The sequence below is a fragment of the Vibrio sp. J1-1 genome, from assembly GCF_021728395.1.
GTDB lineage: Bacteria > Pseudomonadota > Gammaproteobacteria > Enterobacterales > Vibrionaceae > Vibrio.
The window spans coordinates 32,972-54,167 of sequence record NZ_JAKKCM010000003.1; the positions used below are offsets into that span (position 1 = coordinate 32,972).

Genomic DNA, 21,196 nt, shown 5'->3' on the forward strand with positions numbered 1-21,196 from the left:
AAAAATGTGTGGCATTGACCATATTCGTACTAATCTCACACAATTACTCACTAATAGAACAAAAAAAGCCCCGCATGATGCGAGGCCTTAGTGTCAACCCATATCAGGAGGGATAAAACTCCCAGAGCTTAGTAGTAATCGCGAATAAGTACTTCTGCGATTTGTACTGCGTTCGTTGCTGCGCCTTTGCGTACGTTATCCGCAACCACCCATAAGTTAATCCCGCTGTGATGGCTGATATCGTTACGAATACGACCAACCATAACGTGGTCCTTACCACCCGCATCACGAACTTGAGTTGGGAAGTCTTCACCGTGGAATACTTCAACACCCTCAGTTTGCTCAAGAAGATTAATCACTTCTTGCGCATCGATTGGCGAACGAGTTTCAATGTGCAGTGCTTCCGCGTGACCGTAAAACACTGGCACACGAACACACGTTGGGTTTACGGTAATACTTGGATCATTGAAGATTTTTTGCGTTTCCCACACCATTTTCATTTCTTCTTTGGTGTAGCCGTTATCCGTCATCTGGTCGATCTGTGGAATACAGTTAAACGCGATCTGCTGTGAAAACTGTTTGGTTTCAGCTGGTACACCATTCAGTAGTTTAGCGGTTTGACCTGCAAGCTCATCAATACCCGCTTTACCAGCACCTGACACGGATTGGTAAGTAGAAACGTTAATACGCTCTATACCCACAGCATCATGGATTGGTTTTAGTGCTACCAACATTTGGATAGTAGAACAGTTTGGGTTCGCAATGATGTTGCGGTTGCGGAACTCTGCAATGGCTTCCGGGTTTACTTCTGGAACCACTAATGGAATATCGTACTCGTAACGGAAGTGCGATGTGTTATCGATAACGATAACACCTTCATCAGCGGCAATTGGCGCCCATTTTGCTGATAGGTCACCACCAGCAGAGAATAAACCGATGTGTGCTTGCGACCAATCAAACTCTTCTACGTTTTGTACGCGTATGGTTTTACCATTAAAGCGGTAAGTCTTGCCTTCGCTACGCTCACTCGCCAAAAGGTACAGTTCACCTACTGGGAATTTGCGCTCTTGAAGCACTTCTAAAATTGTTTCACCGACCGCACCGGTCGCGCCTAAAATGGCAACATTGTATTGTTGACTCATTGACTTACCTCAATCTGAAAACCTAGTTCTGCTAATGGTGCAAGATTGCAAGATTCATTACCCATTAGAGTGACAGCGCTGTATTCGCGGCGATCCCAGTAATTTTTGCGCATCAGGTCAAAAGCACCCGGCTTACCGATTTCGCGACGGAAAAGTGCGTCATCTTTACGCACATCATAGATTAACTGTGTGATGTTATGCAGTGTTGCTTCATCCCATGCTCTGTCCAACATCATGGTTGGCACTGGCGCGGTTGGCAATAAATCGCTGGCATGCGCACGTAATTCGTTATTTAAGAACTCACAGTAGCTATTGAAAATCATTGTTGTACCGCGAGCTTTCCCTTCCAGACCATAGCCTGCAACGTGAGGGGTGGCGAATGCTAGCAGAGGCAGAAGCTCCATATCAACCTCTGGCTCAAATTCAAAGACATCCAGAGCCGCGGTGAAGCCATCATTTTTCTCTAATCGACGCTTTAATGCGCTGTTGTCAACAATTGGACCTCGCGCGGCATTGATAAGAATTTGATCCGCTCGTAAACCGTTTAATACGGCTTCATCAAACATATGATGTGTTGGATACTTGCCAGCTTTAGTAATTGGCGTATGCACGGTGATGATATCGGATGTTGCAATCAGCTCTTCAAGTGGCGTAAAACTACGCGGGTCACCCTCTTCCTGCTTGAAGGGATCATTAAGCAACACGTTGATGCCCATGCCTTTTAAGCATTTTTCCAGGTAGCTTCCAACCTGCCCTGCTCCGATAATCCCTACGGTTTTATCAAAGACAGAGAAACCTTGTTGCTGCGCCAATACCATCATTACGCTGAACGCATACTCTGCAACACCCACTTTGTTACAGCCCGGCGCTGCAGTAAAGAAAATACCTTTTTCTTTTAGAAGTGATTGATCAACATGATCCATACCCGCAGTCGCGGTACCAACAAATTTCAGTTTATTTGCTTTACTGATCAACTCAGCATTGACCTTGGTCACTGAGCGAATCATGAGTGCATCGACATCAATCAGATCATCAGCCGTCAGTGAACGGCCCGATTTTAGAGTCACTTCACCGATCTGGCTGAACAGTTCTTCAGCGTACGGCATGTTTTCATCAACAATAATTTTCATAGCGCCAGCGTTATTAAGATCCATTTTTTAAAAATTGCAGTGATTGTGCCTTTTTCCCGAGAAATCTCAAGAAATATACCCAAATGACTTCAAGCCTCCTCGCAGGAGGTACTACCCGAGTTCTCAGAACTAAACGTCTCGTCGTTGTTTGAGCATAAAATAAAAAGCCCGGCATTAAGCCGGGCAAAGTTCCAGAACAAAAGGATCTTATCCCGCTCTCCTTGGGATAAAGTCTGCGTCTGTTCGACCAGTTAAACTGATCAAGCTCTGGAAACTGGTTTGTTGGGACATAACTTCTTCTGACGAAAGGCCCCAACAATTTCGATTAGTTGTGTTCTGACTAACCTTGGTATTTCTTGATAACTAGCGTTGCGTTAGTACCGCCAAAGCCAAAGCTGTTTGACATTACCGTATCGATCTCTGCATCACGAGCTTCAGTCACGATATCCAGACCTTTCGCTGCTTCGTCCAAGTTTTCAATGTTAATGCTTGGAGCAATGAAGTTGTTGTCTAGCATTAGCGTTGAGTAGATCGCTTCGTGAACACCAGCCGCACCCAGTGCGTGACCAGTCATCGCTTTTGTCGCAGAGATGGCAGGGCTGCTTTCACCAAATAGCTGTTGAATCGCACCAAGCTCTTTCACGTCACCAACTGGTGTAGATGTACCGTGTGTGTTGATGTAATCGATATGGTCAACGTCTTGCATTGCCATCTTCATACAACGAACAGCACCTTCACCTGATGGTGCTACCATGTCGTAGCCATCAGAAGTCGCACCGTAACCTACGATCTCACCGTAGATTTTCGCGCCACGTGCTAGTGCATGCTCTAGCTCTTCAATAACCAGCATACCGCCACCACCAGAGATAACGAAACCGTCACGATCCGCATCGTAAGTACGAGAGGCTTTTTCTGGTGTCTCATTGTACTTGGTAGACAGTGCGCCCATTGCATCAAACATCATAGTTTGAGACCAATCTAGCTCTTCGCCACCACCTGCAAATACGATGTCTTGTTTACCAAGCTGGATAAGCTCCATAGCGTGGCCGATACAGTGTGCAGAAGTCGCACAAGCTGAACTCATTGTGTAGTTCACACCACGAATCTTAAATGGCGTAGCCAGACATGCAGAAACAGTAGAAGACATAGTACGTGGAACCATGTATGGACCAATACGCTTCACGCCTTTCTCACGCATTGTATCTGTTGCTAGTGTTTGGTTTAACGCAGAAGCACCACCAGAACCAGCAACAATACCAGTACGATCGTTTGAAACCTGATCGTCAGATAGGCCAGCGTCTTCAATTGCCTGCTGCATTGATAGGTATGCATAAGCAGCCGCATCACCCATAAAGCGCATCTGTTTACGGTCGATGTGTTCCGCAGGGTTGATCTTCAGATCACCCCATACTTGCGAACGAAGACCGTGTTCTTTGAACTGCTCAGATGCAGTGATGCCAGATTTGCCCGCTTTAAGAGACGCTAGAACTTCTTCGACGTTGTTACCGATACTTGAAACAATACCCATACCGGTGATTACGACTCGTTTCATTATGACATTCCTATAATTCAAAAATCCGCTAGATAATAACTAAGATAGTCAACAAAAGTGGTCAGCTTTCCTATAAATTCGTACAATCGTCCTATTGTTACCGCGCCAAATCACAGAATTACAACCAATATGACTTCAATAAAAAACGCAGAACTGGGTTGGAACGAATCTGGTACGCCAGTTTCTGACCAATTTGATGATGTTTACTTCTCTAACGTAAACGGTCTTGAAGAGACACGCTACGTTTTCCTCAAAAAAAATCATCTCCCAGAAAGATGGCAGGAGTTTGACCAAAGACGCTTTGTCATCGGCGAAACCGGATTTGGCACTGGATTAAACTTTCTAGCGCTATGGCAGTGGTTTAATGAATTTCGTCGTGAAAACCCTGAAGCGACGTTAAAAGAACTGCATTTTGTCAGCTTTGAAAAATATCCTCTCAGCCAAGCTGATCTTCAAAAAGCCCACCAAGCTTGGCCAGAACTGGCAGAGTATGCCGAGAAGCTGCAAAAGCATTACCCAGCAGCGGTACCGGAGTGTCACCGAATCGTATTAGAAGATGGCGCAATCACTCTCGACCTTTGGTTTGGTGATATCAAAGACTGCATACCACAAGTGCCTTATGGTGAAACTGGCTTAGTTGACGCTTGGTTCCTGGACGGTTTTGCACCAAGTAAAAACCCTGAGATGTGGAATCAGAATTTATTCAACGGCATGGCAAAACTGGCTAAACAAGATTGTACTGTTGCGACCTTTACTGCAGCAGGTTTTGTACGTCGCGGCTTGATCGAAGCTGGCTTTACCATGTCGAAAGTAAAAGGTTTTGGTACCAAGCGCGAAATGATTGCTGGCGCAATGGAACAGCGTCAAGCGCACTCAAATCACTTACCATGGTTTAACCGAACGGCGGCAAGCAAATCTGATTCAATTGCGATCATTGGTGGTGGCATTGCAAGTGCAGCCATGGCAAAAACATTGAGCCGTCGTGGTCAAAACGTCACACTGTATTGCCAAGATGCTCGACCAGCAGAAGGTGCATCGGGCAACCGCCAAGGCGCTGTTTATCCACTACTTAATGGTCCCCATACCGGCGTTTCTCGTGTTTTTGCGCCGGCATTTCTGTTCGCGCGTCAGTTTATAGAACAAGCGGCGGAAGAAGTCAGTTTTGACCATAATTGGTGCGGTGTTACCCAACTGATGTGGGATGAAAAATCCACTGCCAAGTTAGAAAGGATATTAGAAGGCAGCTTCACGCCCGATCTCATCCACAAGCTTTCAGCAGAAGAAACGTCTGAAACCATTGGCTTACCTATCGATATGCCGTCAGTGCACTACCCCTTGGGAGGTTGGCTTTGTCCTGCCGAGTTAACGCGTGGACTGATCGCACAGCTAGAAAAAACTGGCAACTTCGAAGCCAAGTTTGAGCACAAAATAGAAGCTCTCACGTGGAGTGACGAGAGCCAAAGCTGGACACTGACATCAAATGGTCAAACGTTTGAGCATTCGACAGTCGTGATTGCCAATGGTCATGAGTTCCAGACTTTGAGCCAAACTGCCGATCTGCCGCTGGGACAAGTTAAAGGCCAGGTAAGCCACGCGCCAGCAACAGAAACGCTATCTAAACTGAAAACCGTGCTTTGTTACGACGGCTACATGACACCTGTAAATCCAAACAATCAACAACTTTGTATTGGAGCGAGTTACGATCGCAGCCACTTGGATTACGAGTTTGATCCCCAAGCGCAGCAAGACAATGCCGGCAAGATAATCAAATGCGTACCCAATCAGACATGGGTAAACGACGTCGACACAACTGGCAACTTTTCACGCCAAGGTATTCGTTGTGTAAGTCGTGATCATCTGCCATTCATAGGGAACGTGGGAGATTTTGAGGCGATCAAAAAGCAGTACACAGACTTGCAAGGTAAGAAGGAAGAAGAAGTCGAAGCGATTCACCACTACCCTAACCTGTTCTGCTTCTTGGGATTAGGCTCTCGCGGGCTAAGCTCTGCACCACTGATGGCTGAACTGCTGGCTTCACAAATTTGTGGTGACCCACTGCCATTGCCTGTGGACGTGTTAGCTGAATTGCATCCAAGTCGGATGTGGGTTCGTAAACTGCGTAAAGGTAAGGCGATTACCGAACTTTAGTTAAGTGGTGGTAGAGACAAAAAGCGTGGTCAGGGAGCTTATAATAACGACGTGTTATTAGAGACTACCTGACCACGCTATCTGATAGGAATGACCGTGCTTAACGAGCTGTGGGAGCTCATACCACTCACCAAACACGAGTGTCATTCCGAGAATGACTAAAATCGTAACAGAGACCTAGGCGGCTTTATGCCAATTGAGCAACAGCGTGTTTCACTTGCTCTGCGATTTCTGCATTTAGGCTTACACCCGTTTCTGGGTCAAAATTATCGTAGAAGCTTGGCACTGACAAAGACGCTTTCACGTCTGCACCAAAGAACTGAGCAGAACCTGTCGCCGCAGCCAGTACGCTTTGCGCGCCACCAGGGCCCGGGGATGTGGCTAGATAAACAACTGGCTTATTTTGAAATACATTACGCTCGATACGCGTAGCCCAGTCAAACAGGTTTTTATACGCTGCAGTATATGAACCATTGTGCTCAGCGAATGAAACGACGATGGCATCCGCTTGTTCTAGTTCTCTAAGGAAAGCAATTGCGCCCTCTGCCTGACCGATCTCTTTCTCTGTGTCTTCGCTAAACATCGGAACTTGAAAGTTGTTTAGGTCCAATACATTGACCTGTGCGCCTTCGACTTGTTTGGCGGCGTAAGTAGCAAGTACTTTATTGATTGACGTTGAGCTGGTAGAAGCACCAAATGCGACAATTTTCATGGTTGTATCCTTTTGTTCACTCTTTATGCCAATCAGAATAAAAGTTAAACAGTTTGCCAACAACCACAAAAATTTTACGCAGAGATTCAAATTTTTCGAAGTAGATACGCCAGCCTACTTCGAAACAAATAGAAATGGGGTGGGAATAATTAAGCTTGAGCCTGTAACTCTTGCCATAGATCGTTAACAATAATGCGATCTGATGGGCTTAGCTCAGTACGGGCTTCTTCTAAACTGTTGGCGATGCGAGCTTTCAGCTCTTCAATATCATTGATGCCTTTGTCTTCACACGATGCTGCAGATAGAGAGATGTGACCACGCAGATAACCACCAGCAAACAGCTCGTCATCTGATGCTGTTTCAACTCGAGCATCAATCAGTTCCAGTAGTTTTTCTTCAAATTCAATAATCATGGTGTATCTCTGAGGTTATTTAACGATAAAGTCAGACGCTTCCAGCGGCTTAGTTTGATAAAAAGAGCGTAATGCGTCAGATAGCATTTTCACTCGTAGCGGCAACCCTGTTTCCAGAATACCTAACACTTCGTTATGCACTTTATGCATAAAACCCAGTCTATCTGGTTCAAAATCGCCGTGTAGATTGTCACAACTGACGGTAAAAGGGAAGCCAGCACTTTTAGACAATATCCACTCGTATGCCTGAGGACGGACTTCTACTTTCTCAAACGCAGCCTGAACCTCAGCAGTTCGGCCATCCGGCTCGTACCAATAACCAAAATCTTCCAACAAACGACGCTCAGGACCCGCCACACACCAATGCGAGATTTCATGAAGTGCAGACGCATAGAAACCACGAGCAAAAATAATCCGATGGTGCGGGTGATCGTTATCAGCAGGAAGGTAAATTGGCTCATCACCACCCAGCTCTAGTTTCGTATTAAAAGACGCAAGGAATGTGTTGTTAAATAAGGTGATAAGGTCTTGATAGTCGTGGGTCATCATCGATTCTGTTGTTCATCCGGGGATACGCTGCGTATTGTCGCTATTTTTATCCAGCTCGTAAAGCCACACAACAGCTTTGGTTATTAGCTGGATTAATCTGAAACCATGCTACTCCATACAATTTCTCATTCGCCACAGATCACATTTCCCACTACACTCTCGCAATATTTTATGCTCTCAGATGATTAGAGCATAGTGATAGGTTTGTTGCACTTTCCCATCGTTTCAAACCTTGTTGTATTTGATGTTGAGTGTCCCTTATGCTGCTAAGTGTGTTGTATGTCATTGGTATCACGGCTGAAGCCATGACTGGTGCGTTAAGTGCCGGACGAAGAAAAATGGATTGGTTTGGAGTTATGTTGGTTGCGAGTGCAACTGCAATCGGTGGCGGTACCGTGCGTGACATCTTGCTTGGGCACTATCCGCTCGGCTGGGTAAAAAACCCAGAGTTTCTTGCCATCACTTGTCTTGCTGGGATCCTAACGACAGGGCTAGCGAAGTGGGTGATCAAGTTAAAAGGTCTTTTTATTCGTCTCGATGCGCTAGGCTTGATCGTCTTTAGTATCATCGGAACTAAAATCGCGCTAGATATGGGGCTGCACCCTGGTATCTGTATGGTGTCTGCATTAGTAACTGGCGTATTTGGCGGGCTACTTCGTGACCTGATTTGCCGTCAGACTCCGTTAGTGCTGCATGAAGAGCTTTATGCATCAGTAGCCTTAATTGCTTCAGGGCTGTACTTAGTATTATTAGAGTTTAACGTGCCGGATGTTACTGCAACCATCGTTACGCTGGTGATTGGCTATGTGTTACGTATGGCAGCGGTTCGATTTAAATGGCGCTTGCCATCCTTCCATTTGGAAACCGAAAGCTCGCTTCACTAAACATGCAAGATTAAAAAGAAAAGGTTGCCCAATAAGGCAACCTTTTTGTATTCAAAACAATGGTTAAATATTTGGCGTCTCTGTCGTCACACCAAAGTTCTGACCACGGTGACGAAGCAAATGATCCATCACAACAATCGCCAGCATCGCTTCAGCAATCGGTACCGCACGGATACCAACACATGGGTCATGACGACCTTTGGTGATCAACTGAGTTGGCTCGCCTTGTTTGGTGATTGTATCACCCGGGACCGTGATACTTGAGGTTGGCTTAAGCGCAATATTTGCCACAATATCTTGGCCTGTAGAAATACCACCAAGAATACCGCCAGCATGGTTACTACCAAAACCTTGTGGAGAAAGCGTGTCACGGTGCTGGCTGCCGCGTTGGTTTACGACATCAAAACCATCACCAACTTCAACGCCTTTCACTGCGTTAATGCTCATCAGCGCATGCGCAATATCGGCATCCAAACGATCAAAGACTGGCTCACCAAGACCAACAGGCACATTGGTTGCGACAACCTGAATCTTCGCACCAATGGAGTCGCCTTCTTTTTTCAGATCACGGATAAGCTGGTCAAACGCCTCAACTTTATCAACATCAGGACAGAAGAATGCGTTGTTTTCAATTTCATCCCAGTCCACTTTGTCGATAGACACATCACCCATTTGTGATAGGTAAGCGCGGATTTCTACGCCGAATTCGTCCTTCAGGTATTTTTTCGCAATCGCACCTGCCGCAACACGCATTGCGGTTTCACGAGCTGACGAACGGCCGCCACCACGGTAATCGCGAATGCCATATTTCTGATGGTAAGTGTAATCTGCGTGCCCTGGACGGAACTTATCTTTGATCTCAGAATAATCTTTCGAGCGTTGATCTGTGTTTTCGATCAACAGACCGATTGATGTGCCTGTTGTTTTACCTTCAAACACGCCTGAAAGAATTTTTACTTCATCCGGCTCACGACGCTGCGTAGTGTAACGTGATGTGCCAGGACGACGACGGTCTAGATCGATTTGCAGATCTGCTTCTGTAATCTCTAACCCCGGCGGGCACCCGTCAACGATACATCCCAGTGCGATACCGTGACTTTCCCCGAATGTCGTCACTCGGAAATGTTGTCCGATACTGTTTCCTGCCATTACTTCCTCAAGTTATTGTCGCCACGCCTTATCAAATCGAGGCGCAACTGCTTATCAATTCTTCGTGGATTCATAGTGGCTCTATTACGTTTTGATGTAAAGAGTAAATATTCACTTAATCCTGATGAATTACGCATAAAAAAACACCGAGCACTAAGCTCGGTGTTTTAAAGGTTTATTGCGGGGATTATCTTAGTCTTTGTACAGTTTGAACTCTTCCGCACACTCAACCAATTGATCACGAGTAAGCATAAATACGCCGTGGCCACCGTTTTCAAACTCAATCCAAGTAAATGGAATCTGTGGGTATTGTTCCATCATATGAATCATTGAGTTACCAACTTCACAAATCAGGATTCCATTGTCTGTTAGGTAATTAGGCGCATTAGCCAGAATGCGACGAACCAGTTTCAGGCCGTCAGTACCCGCAGCAAGGCCAAGCTCTGGCTCATGCGTGAACTCGTCTGGCAGGCTGTTCATGTCTTCTTCGTCCACGTATGGAGGGTTTGACACGATCAGGTTGTATTTCTCTTTCGGCAAGTCACGGAACAAATCCGAGCGCATTGGGAATACTTGCTGTTCCATGCCGTGATCCTGAACGTTTTGCTCAGCCACTTGCAGTGCGTCAGTCGAAATATCGATAGCGTCGACTTCTGCATCTGGGAATGCGTGAGCACAAGCAATCGCGATACAACCACTACCAGTACACATGTCCATGATACGAACAGGCTCTTCCACTAACCAAGGTTGGAATTCTGCTTGAATCAGTTCACCGATTGGAGAACGCGGCACAAGTACACGTTCATCCACGAAGAACTCAAGGCCGCAGAACCATGCTTTGTTAGTTAGGTACGCGGTAGGTGTGCGCTCGTTGATGCGTTTTACTACACGCTCAACAATGCGCATACGCTCGCTGGTTGTCAGGCGAGAGTTCAATACGTGTGGAGGCACATCGATCGGCAAGTATAACGTTGGCAGGATAAGCTGCACGGCTTCGTCCCACGCGTTATCAGTACCATGACCGTAAAACAGGTTTGCTGCATTAAAGCGGCTTACCGTCCAACGAATCATATCTTGAAGGGTATGTAGCTCAGATACCGCTTCTTCTACAAAAATCTTATCCAAAATTGCCTCCGAAAAGCGCTACAATACTGCTAATAACATTTATTAATGAATTTGTTTACCTAATGAGCAAAAAAGACACCGAACACGATGACGATTTCGCCTTGTTTCAGGAAGCAGTACAGGGCGTAAAAAAGTTGCGACAGGATACCATAATCCAGCAACCAAAAAAAAATACTAAGCAAAAAGAAATCAAACGCTCAAACCGCGAAGCGAGTGATTCAGAATTTTACTTTTCTGATGAGTTTGTCCCTCTTCTCAATGAAGAAGGGCCGACTCGCTATGCACGTGACGACGTTTCCACCTATGAGGTAAAACGTCTGCGTCGCGGCGTCTATGTGCCTGACGTCTTCCTCGACATGCATGGTATGACTCAGCAGGAAGCAAAGCGCGAATTAGGCGCGATGATCGCTTACTGCGTAAAGAACGAAATTCACTGTGCTTGTGTACAGCACGGTATTGGCAAGCATATCCTCAAACAAAAAACGCCACTATGGCTGGCTCAACACCCTGATGTGATGGCCTTTCACCAAGCGCCTTTAGAGTTTGGGGGTGACGGCGCGCTGCTCGTCCTTCTCTCTATTCCCGAGAAGTAAAAGATTCTTTCTATAACAACAAAGGCAGGATAACCCTGCCTTTTACTTAAATTTGGTTCAACGCTTATGGCGTGATATTCCACAACACCTCACCCTGCTGGGTTTGAGGATCGTATTCGACACAAACCAATCCGGATGTCGGGAACATTGGTGGTGCCATGTCTCTTACAAATTCTGCCGTTAAATATCCGACTAACGGTAAATGGGAAACAAAGAGTAACGACTCAAGCTTTTCGACTTCAATGAGTGCATTGGCATAGTCGTACACGCATTCAGATTGACCGTAAGGCGTGATCTCTTCGAACGTTTCAATACTTTGGGCCGAAAAGTGTTCGCTGACTTCTTGCCAGGTTTGTTGAGCACGAACGTACGGGCTCACGAGTACTTTGTCGAATTGAGCACAACCTTGTTCTTTGCACGCTCGAGCGACAGCTTGTGACTCATCTCTGCCTCTTTGGGTCAGTTGCCTAGCTGCGTCAGAATCCGCAAAGTGTTCGGCTTCGCCATGACGCATAATGAATATTTTCATGTTATTTCCTATGGATAGCTAACGCTACCAAAAGGTTGACTGCTATCTTTATAAGATATTCGGGGCTAATTTTAATAATGTCGAAACATAAATACTGATATAATTATCTGTTCATTATACCAATTAGCTTGCCAAAGATAGCGACTTTCTTAACAATCTATTAAAAAAGAATATACTCAGTTCATCACCGCTTTGGCTATGCCATGAACTCAGTGCATTCCTTCAAACAGTCCTACCCCATACGCAAAAGCGATGGGCCTATGCAGTAGTCTTACGAATAACAAAAACGCAGGGAGCAGTATTTGTCGACGCGCAACATTTGCGCTGCCCCACACAGGGTTCATAATTACTGTAATGCGAAATCTGGAGACGCATCGTGCACCTAAGTCCTAACGATTCAAATCAATACCGCTACATTACACTAAGTAATGATTTGCGTGTGTTGATGATTCATTCCGATACAGCTCAACAGTCTGCTGCCGCTCTAGCAGTGAACGTCGGACACTTTGACGATCCTGATGATCGCCAAGGTTTAGCACACTATTTAGAACACATGCTTTTTTTGGGTACGGAAAAATACCCTAAAGTAGGCGAATTTCAAAGCTATATTAGCCAACATGGTGGTACAAATAACGCTTGGACAGGAACAGAGCACACATGTTTCTTTTTCGACGTCACTCCAAATGCCTTTGAAAACGCGCTAGACCGCTTCAGCCAATTCTTTACCGCACCTCTGTTTAACGAGGAAGCATTAGACAAAGAGCGTCAGGCGGTCGATTCAGAATACAAGCTAAAACTGAATGATGATTCTCGTCGCCTGTATCAGGTTAATAAAGAAGTCATCAATACCGAGCACCCATTTTCAAAATTTTCTGTTGGTAATCTTGATACGCTCGGCGACAGAAACGGCAAGTCTATTCGTGATGAAATCGTCGAGTTTCATCATTCTAACTATTCGGCTGATTTAATGACGCTGACGCTGTTTGGTCCTCAGTCCCTTGATGAACAGCAATCATGGGTAGAGCGCATGTTTGCGGATATCCCTAATCATCAATTGAAAGACAAATCGATTGATGTACCAATTGGCACGGAGAACAGCACCGGGATATTTGTGCAGATCGAACCTATTAAAGAGTTCCGCAAGTTAATTTTGACCTTTCCAATGCCAGGAATGGACGAGTATTACGGCACTAAACCCCTCTCCTATTTTGCCCATTTACTGGGTTATGAAGGGGAAGGTAGCTTAATGCTTCAGCTTAAGAGTAAGGGATGGATCACTTCTCTTTCTGCTGGAGGCGGTGCAAGCGGCAGCAATTACCGTGATTTTACCGTTAGCTGTACACTCACACCAACAGGCCTGGACCACGTCGATGATATCGTTCAGGCGGTGTTCCAATATTTAGCCTTGATTCGACAAGAAGGAATGGATGAATGGCGCTACCTAGAGAAACAGGCGGTGCTCGAATCTGCATTTCGTTTTCAGGAACCATCAAGACCGCTTGATTTTGTCAGCCACCTTGTCGTCAATATGCAGCACTATCAGCCAGACGATACCATTTACGGCGATTACAAAATGGCGGGCTACGACGAAGCGCTGCAACGTGATCTGTTGAATTACTTGAGCATCGACAATGTAAGAGTGACGCTCATTGCCAAAGGGTTAGACTATGATCGTACCGCAGAATGGTATTTCACTCCTTACTCAGTGACGCCATTTACCAGCGAACAAAAACGCTTCTTCCATCAAATTGATCCGCGTTGGCAGTTTGTACTGCCCGAGAAGAACCCGTATATATGCTACAACCTTGATCCTATGCCTCTAGAACATGGCAGCTCCCTCCCCGAGTTAATTGAAGACTTGGAAGGTTTCCGCCTTTGGCATTTACAAGATGATGAATTCCGAGTTCCTAAGGGCGTATTATACGTGGCGATAGACAGTTCGCATGCCGTCGCTTCACCAAAAAACATCGTCAAGACTCGTCTCTGCGTAGAGATGTTTCTCGACTCACTCGCGCAAGAAACTTATCAGGCAGAAATAGCAGGCATGGGTTACAACATGTATGCCCATCAAGGTGGCGTGACGCTCACTTTATCCGGGTTTAGCCAAAAACTTCCCCAGCTATTAGAAATGATTTTGCGCCGCTTCGCCGCTCGTGAGTTCAGCCACGCGCGATTTGAAACTATCAAACAACAGCTACTCAGGAATTGGCGAAACTCAGCGCAAGATCGTCCTATTTCACAACTGTTCAACTCATTAACTGGTTTACTACAGCCTAACAATCCACCGTTTGCGACGCTTGCTGAAGCTCTTGAGCAGATTGAAGTCGACGAATTATCAGTGTTCGTAGAGTCGATTCTCGCCGAACTGCATATAGAAATGTTCGTCTATGGCGACTGGCAACGTCAGCAGGCGCACGACATGGCTACTACACTGAAAGACGCTCTGCGGGTAAAAGAGCAGCGTTATGAAGAAGCACTACGGCCGTTGGTGATGCTAGGTAAAAACGGCAGCTTTCAACGTGAGGTGCATTGTAACCAACAGGATTCTGCAGTCGTCATTTATCATCAATGTGAGGATATTGAGCCACGTAATATTGCGCTTTACTCTTTGGCAAACCATTTGATGTCGGCAACGTTTTTTCACGAAATCCGTACCAAGCAGCAATTAGGCTACATGGTCGGCACCGGGAACATGCCGCTTAACCGCCACCCTGGCATCGTACTTTATGTTCAGTCGCCAAATGCAGCACCTGCTGAGCTCGTTACTTCTATTGATGAATTTTTAAATGCCTTTTATATGGTACTTTTAGAGCTCAACGATTATCAGTGGCACGCCAGTAAACGCGGCTTATGGAATCAAATTGCCACACCGGACACTACGCTGCGTGGTCGCGCTCAACGTCTTTGGGTAGCGATAGGTAATAAAGACACCGAATTTAATCAGCGAGAAAAAGTACTGGCAGAGCTCAAGAAACTCACTCGTGCAGATATGATCCGTTTCGTTGTAAATGAGCTAAAACCTAGAACAGCAAATCGTTTGGTTATGCATTCACAAGGTCTGTCTCACATCGATGAGCCGCGCATTCACTTAGGTCAAGAAATTGGCTCAATTGAAGAGTTTCAGCTACGACCAAAAGATTGCGGATTAGGATAAAAGACTTTGGTATCGAGTAAAATTGGCAGAAATTTGAAATAACGTGATTGCAGCTTATGCTCTAATTAGCTTATGCTCTAATTGGCTTATACTCAAATTACAACAACTTGCATATGAGGCACCTATGAAAAAATTTCTATTAATTGCTGCGGTTCTACTGCCATTCGCATCAGCTCACGCAGAAATCACCGTTAAAGGTGATGATTTTGAGCTAAGTAAAGACTGTGTTCGCTTAAGCGGTGATAATGTCTCTATCAAGTCAGATGATTGTTCTTCTAAGAATTGGGACAAAGACAAGAAAGGTAACGCCAGCGTTCACGGCGATGACAACCCAGGTCAAGGTCATAAAGATAAAAAAGACAAGAAGAAATAACCTCTTCTGCTCAATTGAGAAAGGCTTGCGAGATGCAAGCCTTTTTAGTTTCAACTAACTTCAGAACTTAGTATTAATAAAAGGTACTCTCTTCACCCGCTCGAGTCAGTAAGCCGTCACAAGGTGCAAATCGATCACCATATTTAGATGCAAATTCATTCATTTTCTCGACCAGTTCTTTCAAACCATACTGATCCATATAACGGAAAGGACCACCCAAGAATGGTGGGAAGCCAATACCAAAAATCGCACCAATATCACCATCGCGTGGTGAACGAATAATACCGTCATCTAAACAGCGCACAGCTTCATTCAACATTGGCAGCACACAGCGCAGTGCTATATCGTTATCGCTGAGCTTAGACTCAGGTTCAAGTTTCAATAGCTTATAGACAGACTTATCGACTTCTTTGTTTTTGCCTTTGTATGTGTAAAAACCTTTACCACTCTTACGACCTTTACGACCGTCGTTCAGCAGAGTATCGAATACATCCGGACCTTTGAATCGCTCGCCCAGCTCATTGACCAGAATCGGCATGATTTTAGCGCCAATATCCACGCCTACTTCATCAAGCAGTGTGATCGGTCCAACCGGGAAACCAAAATCAAGTAACGCGTTATCTATCTTTTCTATCGGTTCGTTTGCTAACAAGATATGCGCCGCTTCATTCATATAAGGGGCAAGAATGCGGTTTACATAAAAGCCAGCTTTGTCCTTGACTACAATTGGCGTTTTACCCTGTTTCTTGGCTAACGCCACCACTGTAGAAATTGTCTCATCTGACGTGGTTTCATGGGGGATGACCTCCACCAGCGGCATCTTCTCTACTGGGCTGAAATAGTGCAGGCCGACAATATTCTCAGGACGTTCTGCTTTTTCTGCAATTTTATGGATTGGCAGCGACGACGTGTTGGTTGCAAAAATAGTATCTGGTTTCGCGTTTGCTTCTATATCCGCAACCATCTGCTGTTTCAAATCGAGATCTTCAAAAACCGCCTCAATGACCACATCAATCTGGTTGAAACTGGTGAAGTCTACGCCACCCGAAAGCTGCATCATTTTAGCCTGAAGATCCGCTTTAGAGAGAATGCGACGCTTACGTTGCTTGTCGAACAACTTGTAGTTGTAGTTCAACGCATTTAAGACACCGTCATTGCTGACATCTTTAATGCGAACAGGCACTTTGGCTTTCGCAACGGATACGTGGCTGATACCAGCGCCCATTAAGCCGCCACCAAGTACACCGACCTTTTTCACAGCGGCTGGTTTGGCATCAGTGCCGTGTTCTTTCTTCATTTCCGTGGTCGCAAAGAAGATTGAACGCAGCGCTTTCGATTCTGGGCTCATTACCAGCTCACCGAAGCGCTTCGCTTCTAACTCCTGACCTTTAACGACCCCCTTCTCCAGACCATTCTGAATCACCTCCAGAATCGCCACTGCGGCCGGGTAATTACCTCGGGTTTTTTCGTTGGTTTTTTTCGCTGCTTGCTCAAACACAAACTTGCGCCCTAACCCGCTGCCCGACATCAGCTTTTCTTTGGTCGACAGCTTTTTCTTGCCTTTATTTTTACCTTTGTCGATAAACTGTTTAGCGACATCAAGCAAAATAGTTTCAGGGACACAAGCATCTACAACGCCCAGTTTCTTGGCTTTTTTAGCGCGGAGCTGTTTACCCGTTAAAATCAAATCGAGTGATGGCAATAAGCCAATTAAACGAGGCAAGCGCTGAGTACCGCCAGAACCAGGAAGCAACCCCAATTGCACTTCTGGTAGACCTAAACGTGTGATGTCTGCTTCTGTACAAACACGGTAATCACACGCCAGAGCCAACTCTAAACCGCCACCTAAACATGGACCATGAATAGCAGCGACTACCGGATAAGGTAGCTCAGACAATTGTTGAAAGAGTTCTTGGCCTTGTTTTGCCAACGCTTCCGCTTCACTTGCAGTAGTACATGCGTCAAGCATGCGTACATCCGCACCCGCAACAAAGTTATCAGGCTTTAGGGAATGGATAATCATCCCTTTCACGCCAGTTGAGTCTTCTAACTGAGTGAAGATTTCCTTCATATCTTCAACAAAAGCCGCCTGTAGCGTATTCATCTTTTCATTAGGCACATCGATGGCTAACCAAGCGATGTTCTGCTCGTCAATCTTCAGACTAAATGCTTTTTGCTCGCTCATTACTCAACCTCCAGAATCATTGCCGCACCAAGACCACCTGCCGCACATGCAGTGTTCAATGCAATACCACCACCTCGACGTTTTAGCTCTCGCAGAGTCTGCGTCATCATACGTGCGCCAGTCGCCGCGAACGGGTGACCATACGCAATTGAACCACCAAGTACGTTGAACTTATCCATGTCGATTTCACCTATGGCTTTCGAACGGCCCAGGTTTTCTTGAGCAAACTTATCAGAAGCAAACATTTTCACATTAGCCAATGCTTGTGCTGCAAACGCTTCATGCATATCAATCAGAGTCAGATCCGACAATTCCAGCCCTGTATTTTCCAGAACCTTTGCCGTCGCGTAAGAAGGGCCCATTAACATGTCGGTCTCTACGCCAATAGCAGAGAAAGCATAGCCACGAATGTAGCCCAGGATTTCCATTCCAAGCTCTTTCGCTTTACCTTCGCGCATTAACATTACAGCCGCGCCACCATCAGTCAGGGGCGTACTGTTTGCTGCCGTCACACTGCCATATTGGCGATCAAATGCCGGACGAAGTTTTGCGTACCCCTCTAGCGTTGAATCATGGCGCACGTTATTGTCTTCTGAAATCCACTTTTTGTATGGTTCAGGGAAAGCGGTCATGACTTCGCCTTGAATCTTGCCTTCTTTCCACGCCTGCGACGCTAGAGTATGGGAACGATGTGCAAGTGCATCTTGCTCTGCACGCGAAATGCCGTGAGTTTTCGCCATCTGTTCCGCTGTTTGTCCCATCGACAAACCAGTAGAATACTCTGCAACGGCAGGAGGAACTGGCATTAAATCTTTGAAACTGATGTTTTTGAGAATACCGAGCTTCTGACCGAGGGTTTTGGTCTTGCTCAGGGCCAGAAGGTTGGCTGCCAGTTTTTTAGAAACGCCGATCGGCAGTACCGATGATGAATCAGCGCCACCAGCAATACCGATATCAATCGTGCCAGCCATAATACTTTCCGCAACGTTAACGGCGGCCTGAAAACTAGTGGCACATGCACGCGTCACGCTGTAGGCATCGGTATGGACACTCATTCCCGTCCCCAATACAATTTCGCGGGCGATATTGGGAGCTTCAGGCATTTGTACAACCTGTCCAAATACCACTTGTTGTATTAATTTCGGATCCAGATCGGTTCGAGCAAGCATTTCGCTTACTACCATCTTCCCTAAATCGACTGCTGGCACTTGGCTAAATTCCGTGCTTTGACGAGCAAAGGGAGTTCGAAGCCCCGCGACAATAGCAACGCGTTCACCATGACGCGTCTTTACTTCCTGCTTGCCCATTGTTTCTCCTTAATTAATAAGAGGTCTGACCTGATGCATTGTAATCAACTTGTTAAATTTATCAAAGGTGCATTTAGATAAACGTGAAGCAAGTAGATCAATTACTCTAAACGATCACCAATAGCGATTTTAAGACGTTACACTAACTTTAGGTCACCTAATGTATGGATTTAAGTAAACTTTTAGCTAGTTGTAATAAAGATTGATTAAACACTTGATGCCCAGATAAATATTGGTCTTTGGCTTTGATTGGTATGAAATACATTATGCTGACTGCGCTATTAACTGACTATGAACATAGCTGAATAATAACCAGGTTAGAAAAGCGAAATTGAGGCAAAAAAAAAACCACACAGAACTGTGTGGTCGGAATATCTATAAAACAATTAACTTACGCCAATTGAACATTAATCAGTTTCCTGATTAGGAGAAAGTAAAGTCAGCCTTCAAAAGGAAGTGTCATCTTGCTCAACATGTTAGTCACAAGGACTAACGAGATGACAGGAGTAACTATAACTGCTTCACTGATCGAGTTTTTGAAATAGATCAATTTTAGTTTGATTTAACGCTTATCAAGCGATCTATTTTCTTCAATCACCTAAATAAATAGCGTGGCTACTGATTTTCTCCAGTTTTTCTATTGGGTTCTTAAACCTTAGCTCTGTTATTAACTAAATCGCGATTGAATACTTGATGCTGCTAAACTCTGTATGTCTATCCAAATGTTCACACTGTACTAGTTTAATAAAAATGGAGGCTCTTGCAGCCATGTTAAAAATGTTTGGAAAGAAAAATTCCAACAGTCCGGTCAACTCTGATATGGACAAACAAAGAAAATATGAATCGCTCGTTCGGGGCTACCATCGTGATTTATATCGCTATGCTTACTGGCTAAGTAAAGATAAAGCCGTTGCTGAAGATTTGGTTCAAGAAACCTGTCTTCGCGCATGGAAATCTCTGGATAGCCTATTGGACGAAAAAGCGGCTAAGTCTTGGCTTATTACCATATTAAGACGAGAAAATGCACGCCGGTTCGAACGTAAACAATTTGATTTAGTTGATATCGATGACTACGGCAATGATGCGAAGGTCAGCGACGACCCCCATCACCAGCAAGAGTGGCTTCAGGCACAGATCATGAAACTAGACGTCGAATATCGTGAACCTTTATTTCTACAAGTCGTAGGCGGTTTCAGTGGAGAAGAGATCGGCGACATATTGGAACTGAATAAAAACACCGTAATGACACGACTATTTCGTGCTCGTAATCAACTTAAAGAGATGTTGGATTCTCAAAATACAAAGAGAGGACAAAAAAATGGATGATTTAGAATTTCGTCGTCGTATTTTGTCGGATCCAAAACAGAAGGATGAAGAGATACTGCAAGCTTTGGCCGAGAATAGCGCCAACCATAAGTTTGTTGAAGACGTTTTGGATCTCGATGAAAAAATTAAGCAGGCTATGAATGTCGAGGTGCCTGAAGCTCTAGCTGATAAAATTTTGTTCAGTCAAAGCTCAAGCTCACTGGAACAAAACGTTGTTCGTCCAACCTTTGCCAGAAAAGTAATGGCTTTGGCCGCATCGGTGGCATTTACTGCTGGTTTGTTGGTTGGTCAAATCAACTGGAGCAATATCATCGTCTCACCAGCACATGCTACGTTGGCGGATACAGCAATCCAACACGTCATAGATGAAGAGCCTTTTGTTCGCCACTTGAATGAAGATGTGCCAAGCACATTCATTAACGCCAAAATGTCTCCGCTGAATTTTCAGTTTAACAAAAACTTTCCTTACCACGTCTATTACTTAAATCACTGTGGATTCGGAGAGTCTAATGCCGTGCATATGGTTTTTCAGGGTGTAAAAGGTAAAGTCACCATGTTCATTACCAGAATCCCAAGCGAGCAAGCCGTCGACTTCAACAAAGAAGGCATGAGTGGTACCGTTCAACCTATTGGTAGCGCAAGTATGATCTTGGTGGGTCAACAAGGCGAGGATATTAACGCTATCGCCAGTGAACTAACTCCTCTTATCCAGCCTATGTAATAAATTGAAACAGAATTAACTTAACATCCGCCAACTGCCGCCTAGTGGGCTCAATAAGCGGCATTTGGCATTTGTAGAACGCAAACGTTTACCTCCTACACTCCGCTCAAGCCAGATTAGAGCATAAACTCTAAATATTACAATTTAGATGTCATTTCCCTGCATTTCGCATCATTTCTATAATTTTTCCTATATTTTATCCAA

Annotated in this window: 18 protein-coding genes; 7 read left to right on the forward strand and 11 right to left on the reverse strand. The window is 45.2% G+C overall.

Annotated features, from left to right (window positions below; genetic code table 11):
* Positions 1 to 128 precede the first annotated feature (128 nt).
* The 3 genes from L3V31_RS05010 to fabB all read right to left on the reverse strand — a co-directional run bounded on the left by L3V31_RS05010 (position 129) and on the right by fabB (position 3,824).
* Positions 129 to 1,142: an aspartate-semialdehyde dehydrogenase gene (locus tag L3V31_RS05010; protein ID WP_237315037.1), complete on the reverse strand. Its 1,014-nt coding sequence runs from the start codon at positions 1,140 to 1,142 to the stop codon at positions 129 to 131.
* On the reverse strand, positions 1,139 to 2,272 hold the full coding sequence (locus L3V31_RS05015; protein WP_237315038.1) for a 4-phosphoerythronate dehydrogenase: 1,134 nt from the start codon (positions 2,270 to 2,272) through the stop codon (positions 1,139 to 1,141). The genes L3V31_RS05010 and L3V31_RS05015 overlap by 4 nt, the downstream gene beginning before the upstream one ends.
* A 340-nt stretch (positions 2,273 to 2,612) precedes the next feature.
* On the reverse strand, positions 2,613 to 3,824 hold the full coding sequence (gene fabB, locus L3V31_RS05020; protein WP_237315039.1) for a beta-ketoacyl-ACP synthase I: 1,212 nt from the start codon (positions 3,822 to 3,824) through the stop codon (positions 2,613 to 2,615).
* A 129-nt stretch (positions 3,825 to 3,953) separates the two neighbouring features.
* Between fabB and mnmC the strand changes: the two genes are divergently transcribed.
* The gene (gene mnmC / locus L3V31_RS05025; RefSeq protein ID WP_237315040.1) at positions 3,954 to 5,972 is read left to right on the forward strand and encodes a bifunctional tRNA (5-methylaminomethyl-2-thiouridine)(34)-methyltransferase MnmD/FAD-dependent 5-carboxymethylaminomethyl-2-thiouridine(34) oxidoreductase MnmC; all 2,019 of its coding nucleotides are present in this window, start codon (positions 3,954 to 3,956) and stop codon (positions 5,970 to 5,972) included.
* Positions 5,973 to 6,159: 187 nt separating this feature from the next.
* Here the strand turns inward: mnmC and L3V31_RS05030 are convergent, their stop codons facing one another.
* The 3 genes from L3V31_RS05030 to L3V31_RS05040 all read right to left on the reverse strand — a co-directional run bounded on the left by L3V31_RS05030 (position 6,160) and on the right by L3V31_RS05040 (position 7,643).
* Positions 6,160 to 6,684 (reverse strand): NADPH-dependent FMN reductase, encoded by a 525-nt coding sequence (locus L3V31_RS05030; RefSeq protein WP_237315041.1) that lies wholly within the window; start codon positions 6,682 to 6,684, stop codon positions 6,160 to 6,162.
* A gap of 149 nt (positions 6,685 to 6,833) precedes the next feature.
* Positions 6,834 to 7,097, reverse strand: a complete 264-nt coding sequence (locus L3V31_RS05035; protein WP_237315042.1) for a YfcL family protein — start codon at positions 7,095 to 7,097, stop codon at positions 6,834 to 6,836.
* A gap of 15 nt (positions 7,098 to 7,112) precedes the next feature.
* Positions 7,113 to 7,643, reverse strand: a complete 531-nt coding sequence (locus L3V31_RS05040) for an elongation factor P hydroxylase (protein WP_237315389.1) — start codon at positions 7,641 to 7,643, stop codon at positions 7,113 to 7,115.
* Positions 7,644 to 7,906: 263 nt separating this feature from the next.
* Between L3V31_RS05040 and L3V31_RS05045 the strand changes: the two genes are divergently transcribed.
* Entirely contained in the window at positions 7,907 to 8,530 is a 624-nt protein-coding gene (locus L3V31_RS05045) for a trimeric intracellular cation channel family protein (RefSeq protein WP_237315043.1), read from the forward strand.
* 63 nt (positions 8,531 to 8,593) lie between these two features.
* Here L3V31_RS05045 and aroC read toward each other — a convergent pair whose 3' ends face one another.
* On the reverse strand, positions 8,594 to 9,679 hold the full coding sequence (aroC, locus tag L3V31_RS05050) for a chorismate synthase (protein WP_237315044.1): 1,086 nt from the start codon (positions 9,677 to 9,679) through the stop codon (positions 8,594 to 8,596).
* 192 nt (positions 9,680 to 9,871) lie between these two features.
* Complete coding sequence (gene prmB / locus L3V31_RS05055) at positions 9,872 to 10,804, reverse strand: 50S ribosomal protein L3 N(5)-glutamine methyltransferase (protein WP_237315045.1); 933 nt, start codon at positions 10,802 to 10,804, stop codon at positions 9,872 to 9,874.
* Positions 10,805 to 10,866: 62 nt separating this feature from the next.
* On the opposite strand from prmB, the gene smrB reads away from it, so the two are divergent.
* Positions 10,867 to 11,397: an endonuclease SmrB gene (gene smrB, locus L3V31_RS05060; protein ID WP_065300027.1), complete on the forward strand. Its 531-nt coding sequence runs from the start codon at positions 10,867 to 10,869 to the stop codon at positions 11,395 to 11,397.
* A gap of 64 nt (positions 11,398 to 11,461) precedes the next feature.
* Here smrB and sixA read toward each other — a convergent pair whose 3' ends face one another.
* Positions 11,462 to 11,926: a phosphohistidine phosphatase SixA gene (gene sixA, locus L3V31_RS05065; RefSeq protein ID WP_237315046.1), complete on the reverse strand. Its 465-nt coding sequence runs from the start codon at positions 11,924 to 11,926 to the stop codon at positions 11,462 to 11,464.
* A gap of 376 nt (positions 11,927 to 12,302) precedes the next feature.
* Here sixA and L3V31_RS05070 point away from each other — a divergent pair, with 376 nt between their 5' ends.
* Entirely contained in the window at positions 12,303 to 15,080 is a 2,778-nt protein-coding gene (locus L3V31_RS05070) for an insulinase family protein (RefSeq protein WP_237315047.1), read from the forward strand.
* A 124-nt stretch (positions 15,081 to 15,204) separates the two neighbouring features.
* Positions 15,205 to 15,453: a CG2 omega domain protein gene (locus tag L3V31_RS05075; protein WP_237315048.1), complete on the forward strand. Its 249-nt coding sequence runs from the start codon at positions 15,205 to 15,207 to the stop codon at positions 15,451 to 15,453.
* A gap of 73 nt (positions 15,454 to 15,526) precedes the next feature.
* Here L3V31_RS05075 and fadJ read toward each other — a convergent pair whose 3' ends face one another.
* A complete protein-coding gene (gene fadJ / locus L3V31_RS05080; RefSeq protein WP_237315049.1) occupies positions 15,527 to 17,638 on the reverse strand; it encodes a fatty acid oxidation complex subunit alpha FadJ in 2,112 nt (703 codons plus the stop codon).
* Positions 17,638 to 18,945 (reverse strand): acetyl-CoA C-acyltransferase FadI, encoded by a 1,308-nt coding sequence (fadI, locus tag L3V31_RS05085; protein WP_237315050.1) that lies wholly within the window; start codon positions 18,943 to 18,945, stop codon positions 17,638 to 17,640. Before fadI ends, fadJ begins: the two co-directional genes overlap by 1 nt.
* Before the next feature lie 750 nt (positions 18,946 to 19,695).
* Here fadI and L3V31_RS05090 point away from each other — a divergent pair.
* Together L3V31_RS05090 and L3V31_RS05095 are read left to right on the forward strand one after the other, a co-directional pair.
* Positions 19,696 to 20,271, forward strand: a complete 576-nt coding sequence (locus tag L3V31_RS05090) for a sigma-70 family RNA polymerase sigma factor (RefSeq protein WP_237315051.1) — start codon at positions 19,696 to 19,698, stop codon at positions 20,269 to 20,271.
* The gene (locus tag L3V31_RS05095) at positions 20,264 to 20,992 is read left to right on the forward strand and encodes a DUF3379 domain-containing protein (protein WP_237315052.1); all 729 of its coding nucleotides are present in this window, start codon (positions 20,264 to 20,266) and stop codon (positions 20,990 to 20,992) included. Before L3V31_RS05090 ends, L3V31_RS05095 begins: the two co-directional genes overlap by 8 nt.
* The last annotated feature ends 204 nt before the right edge of the window (positions 20,993 to 21,196 follow it).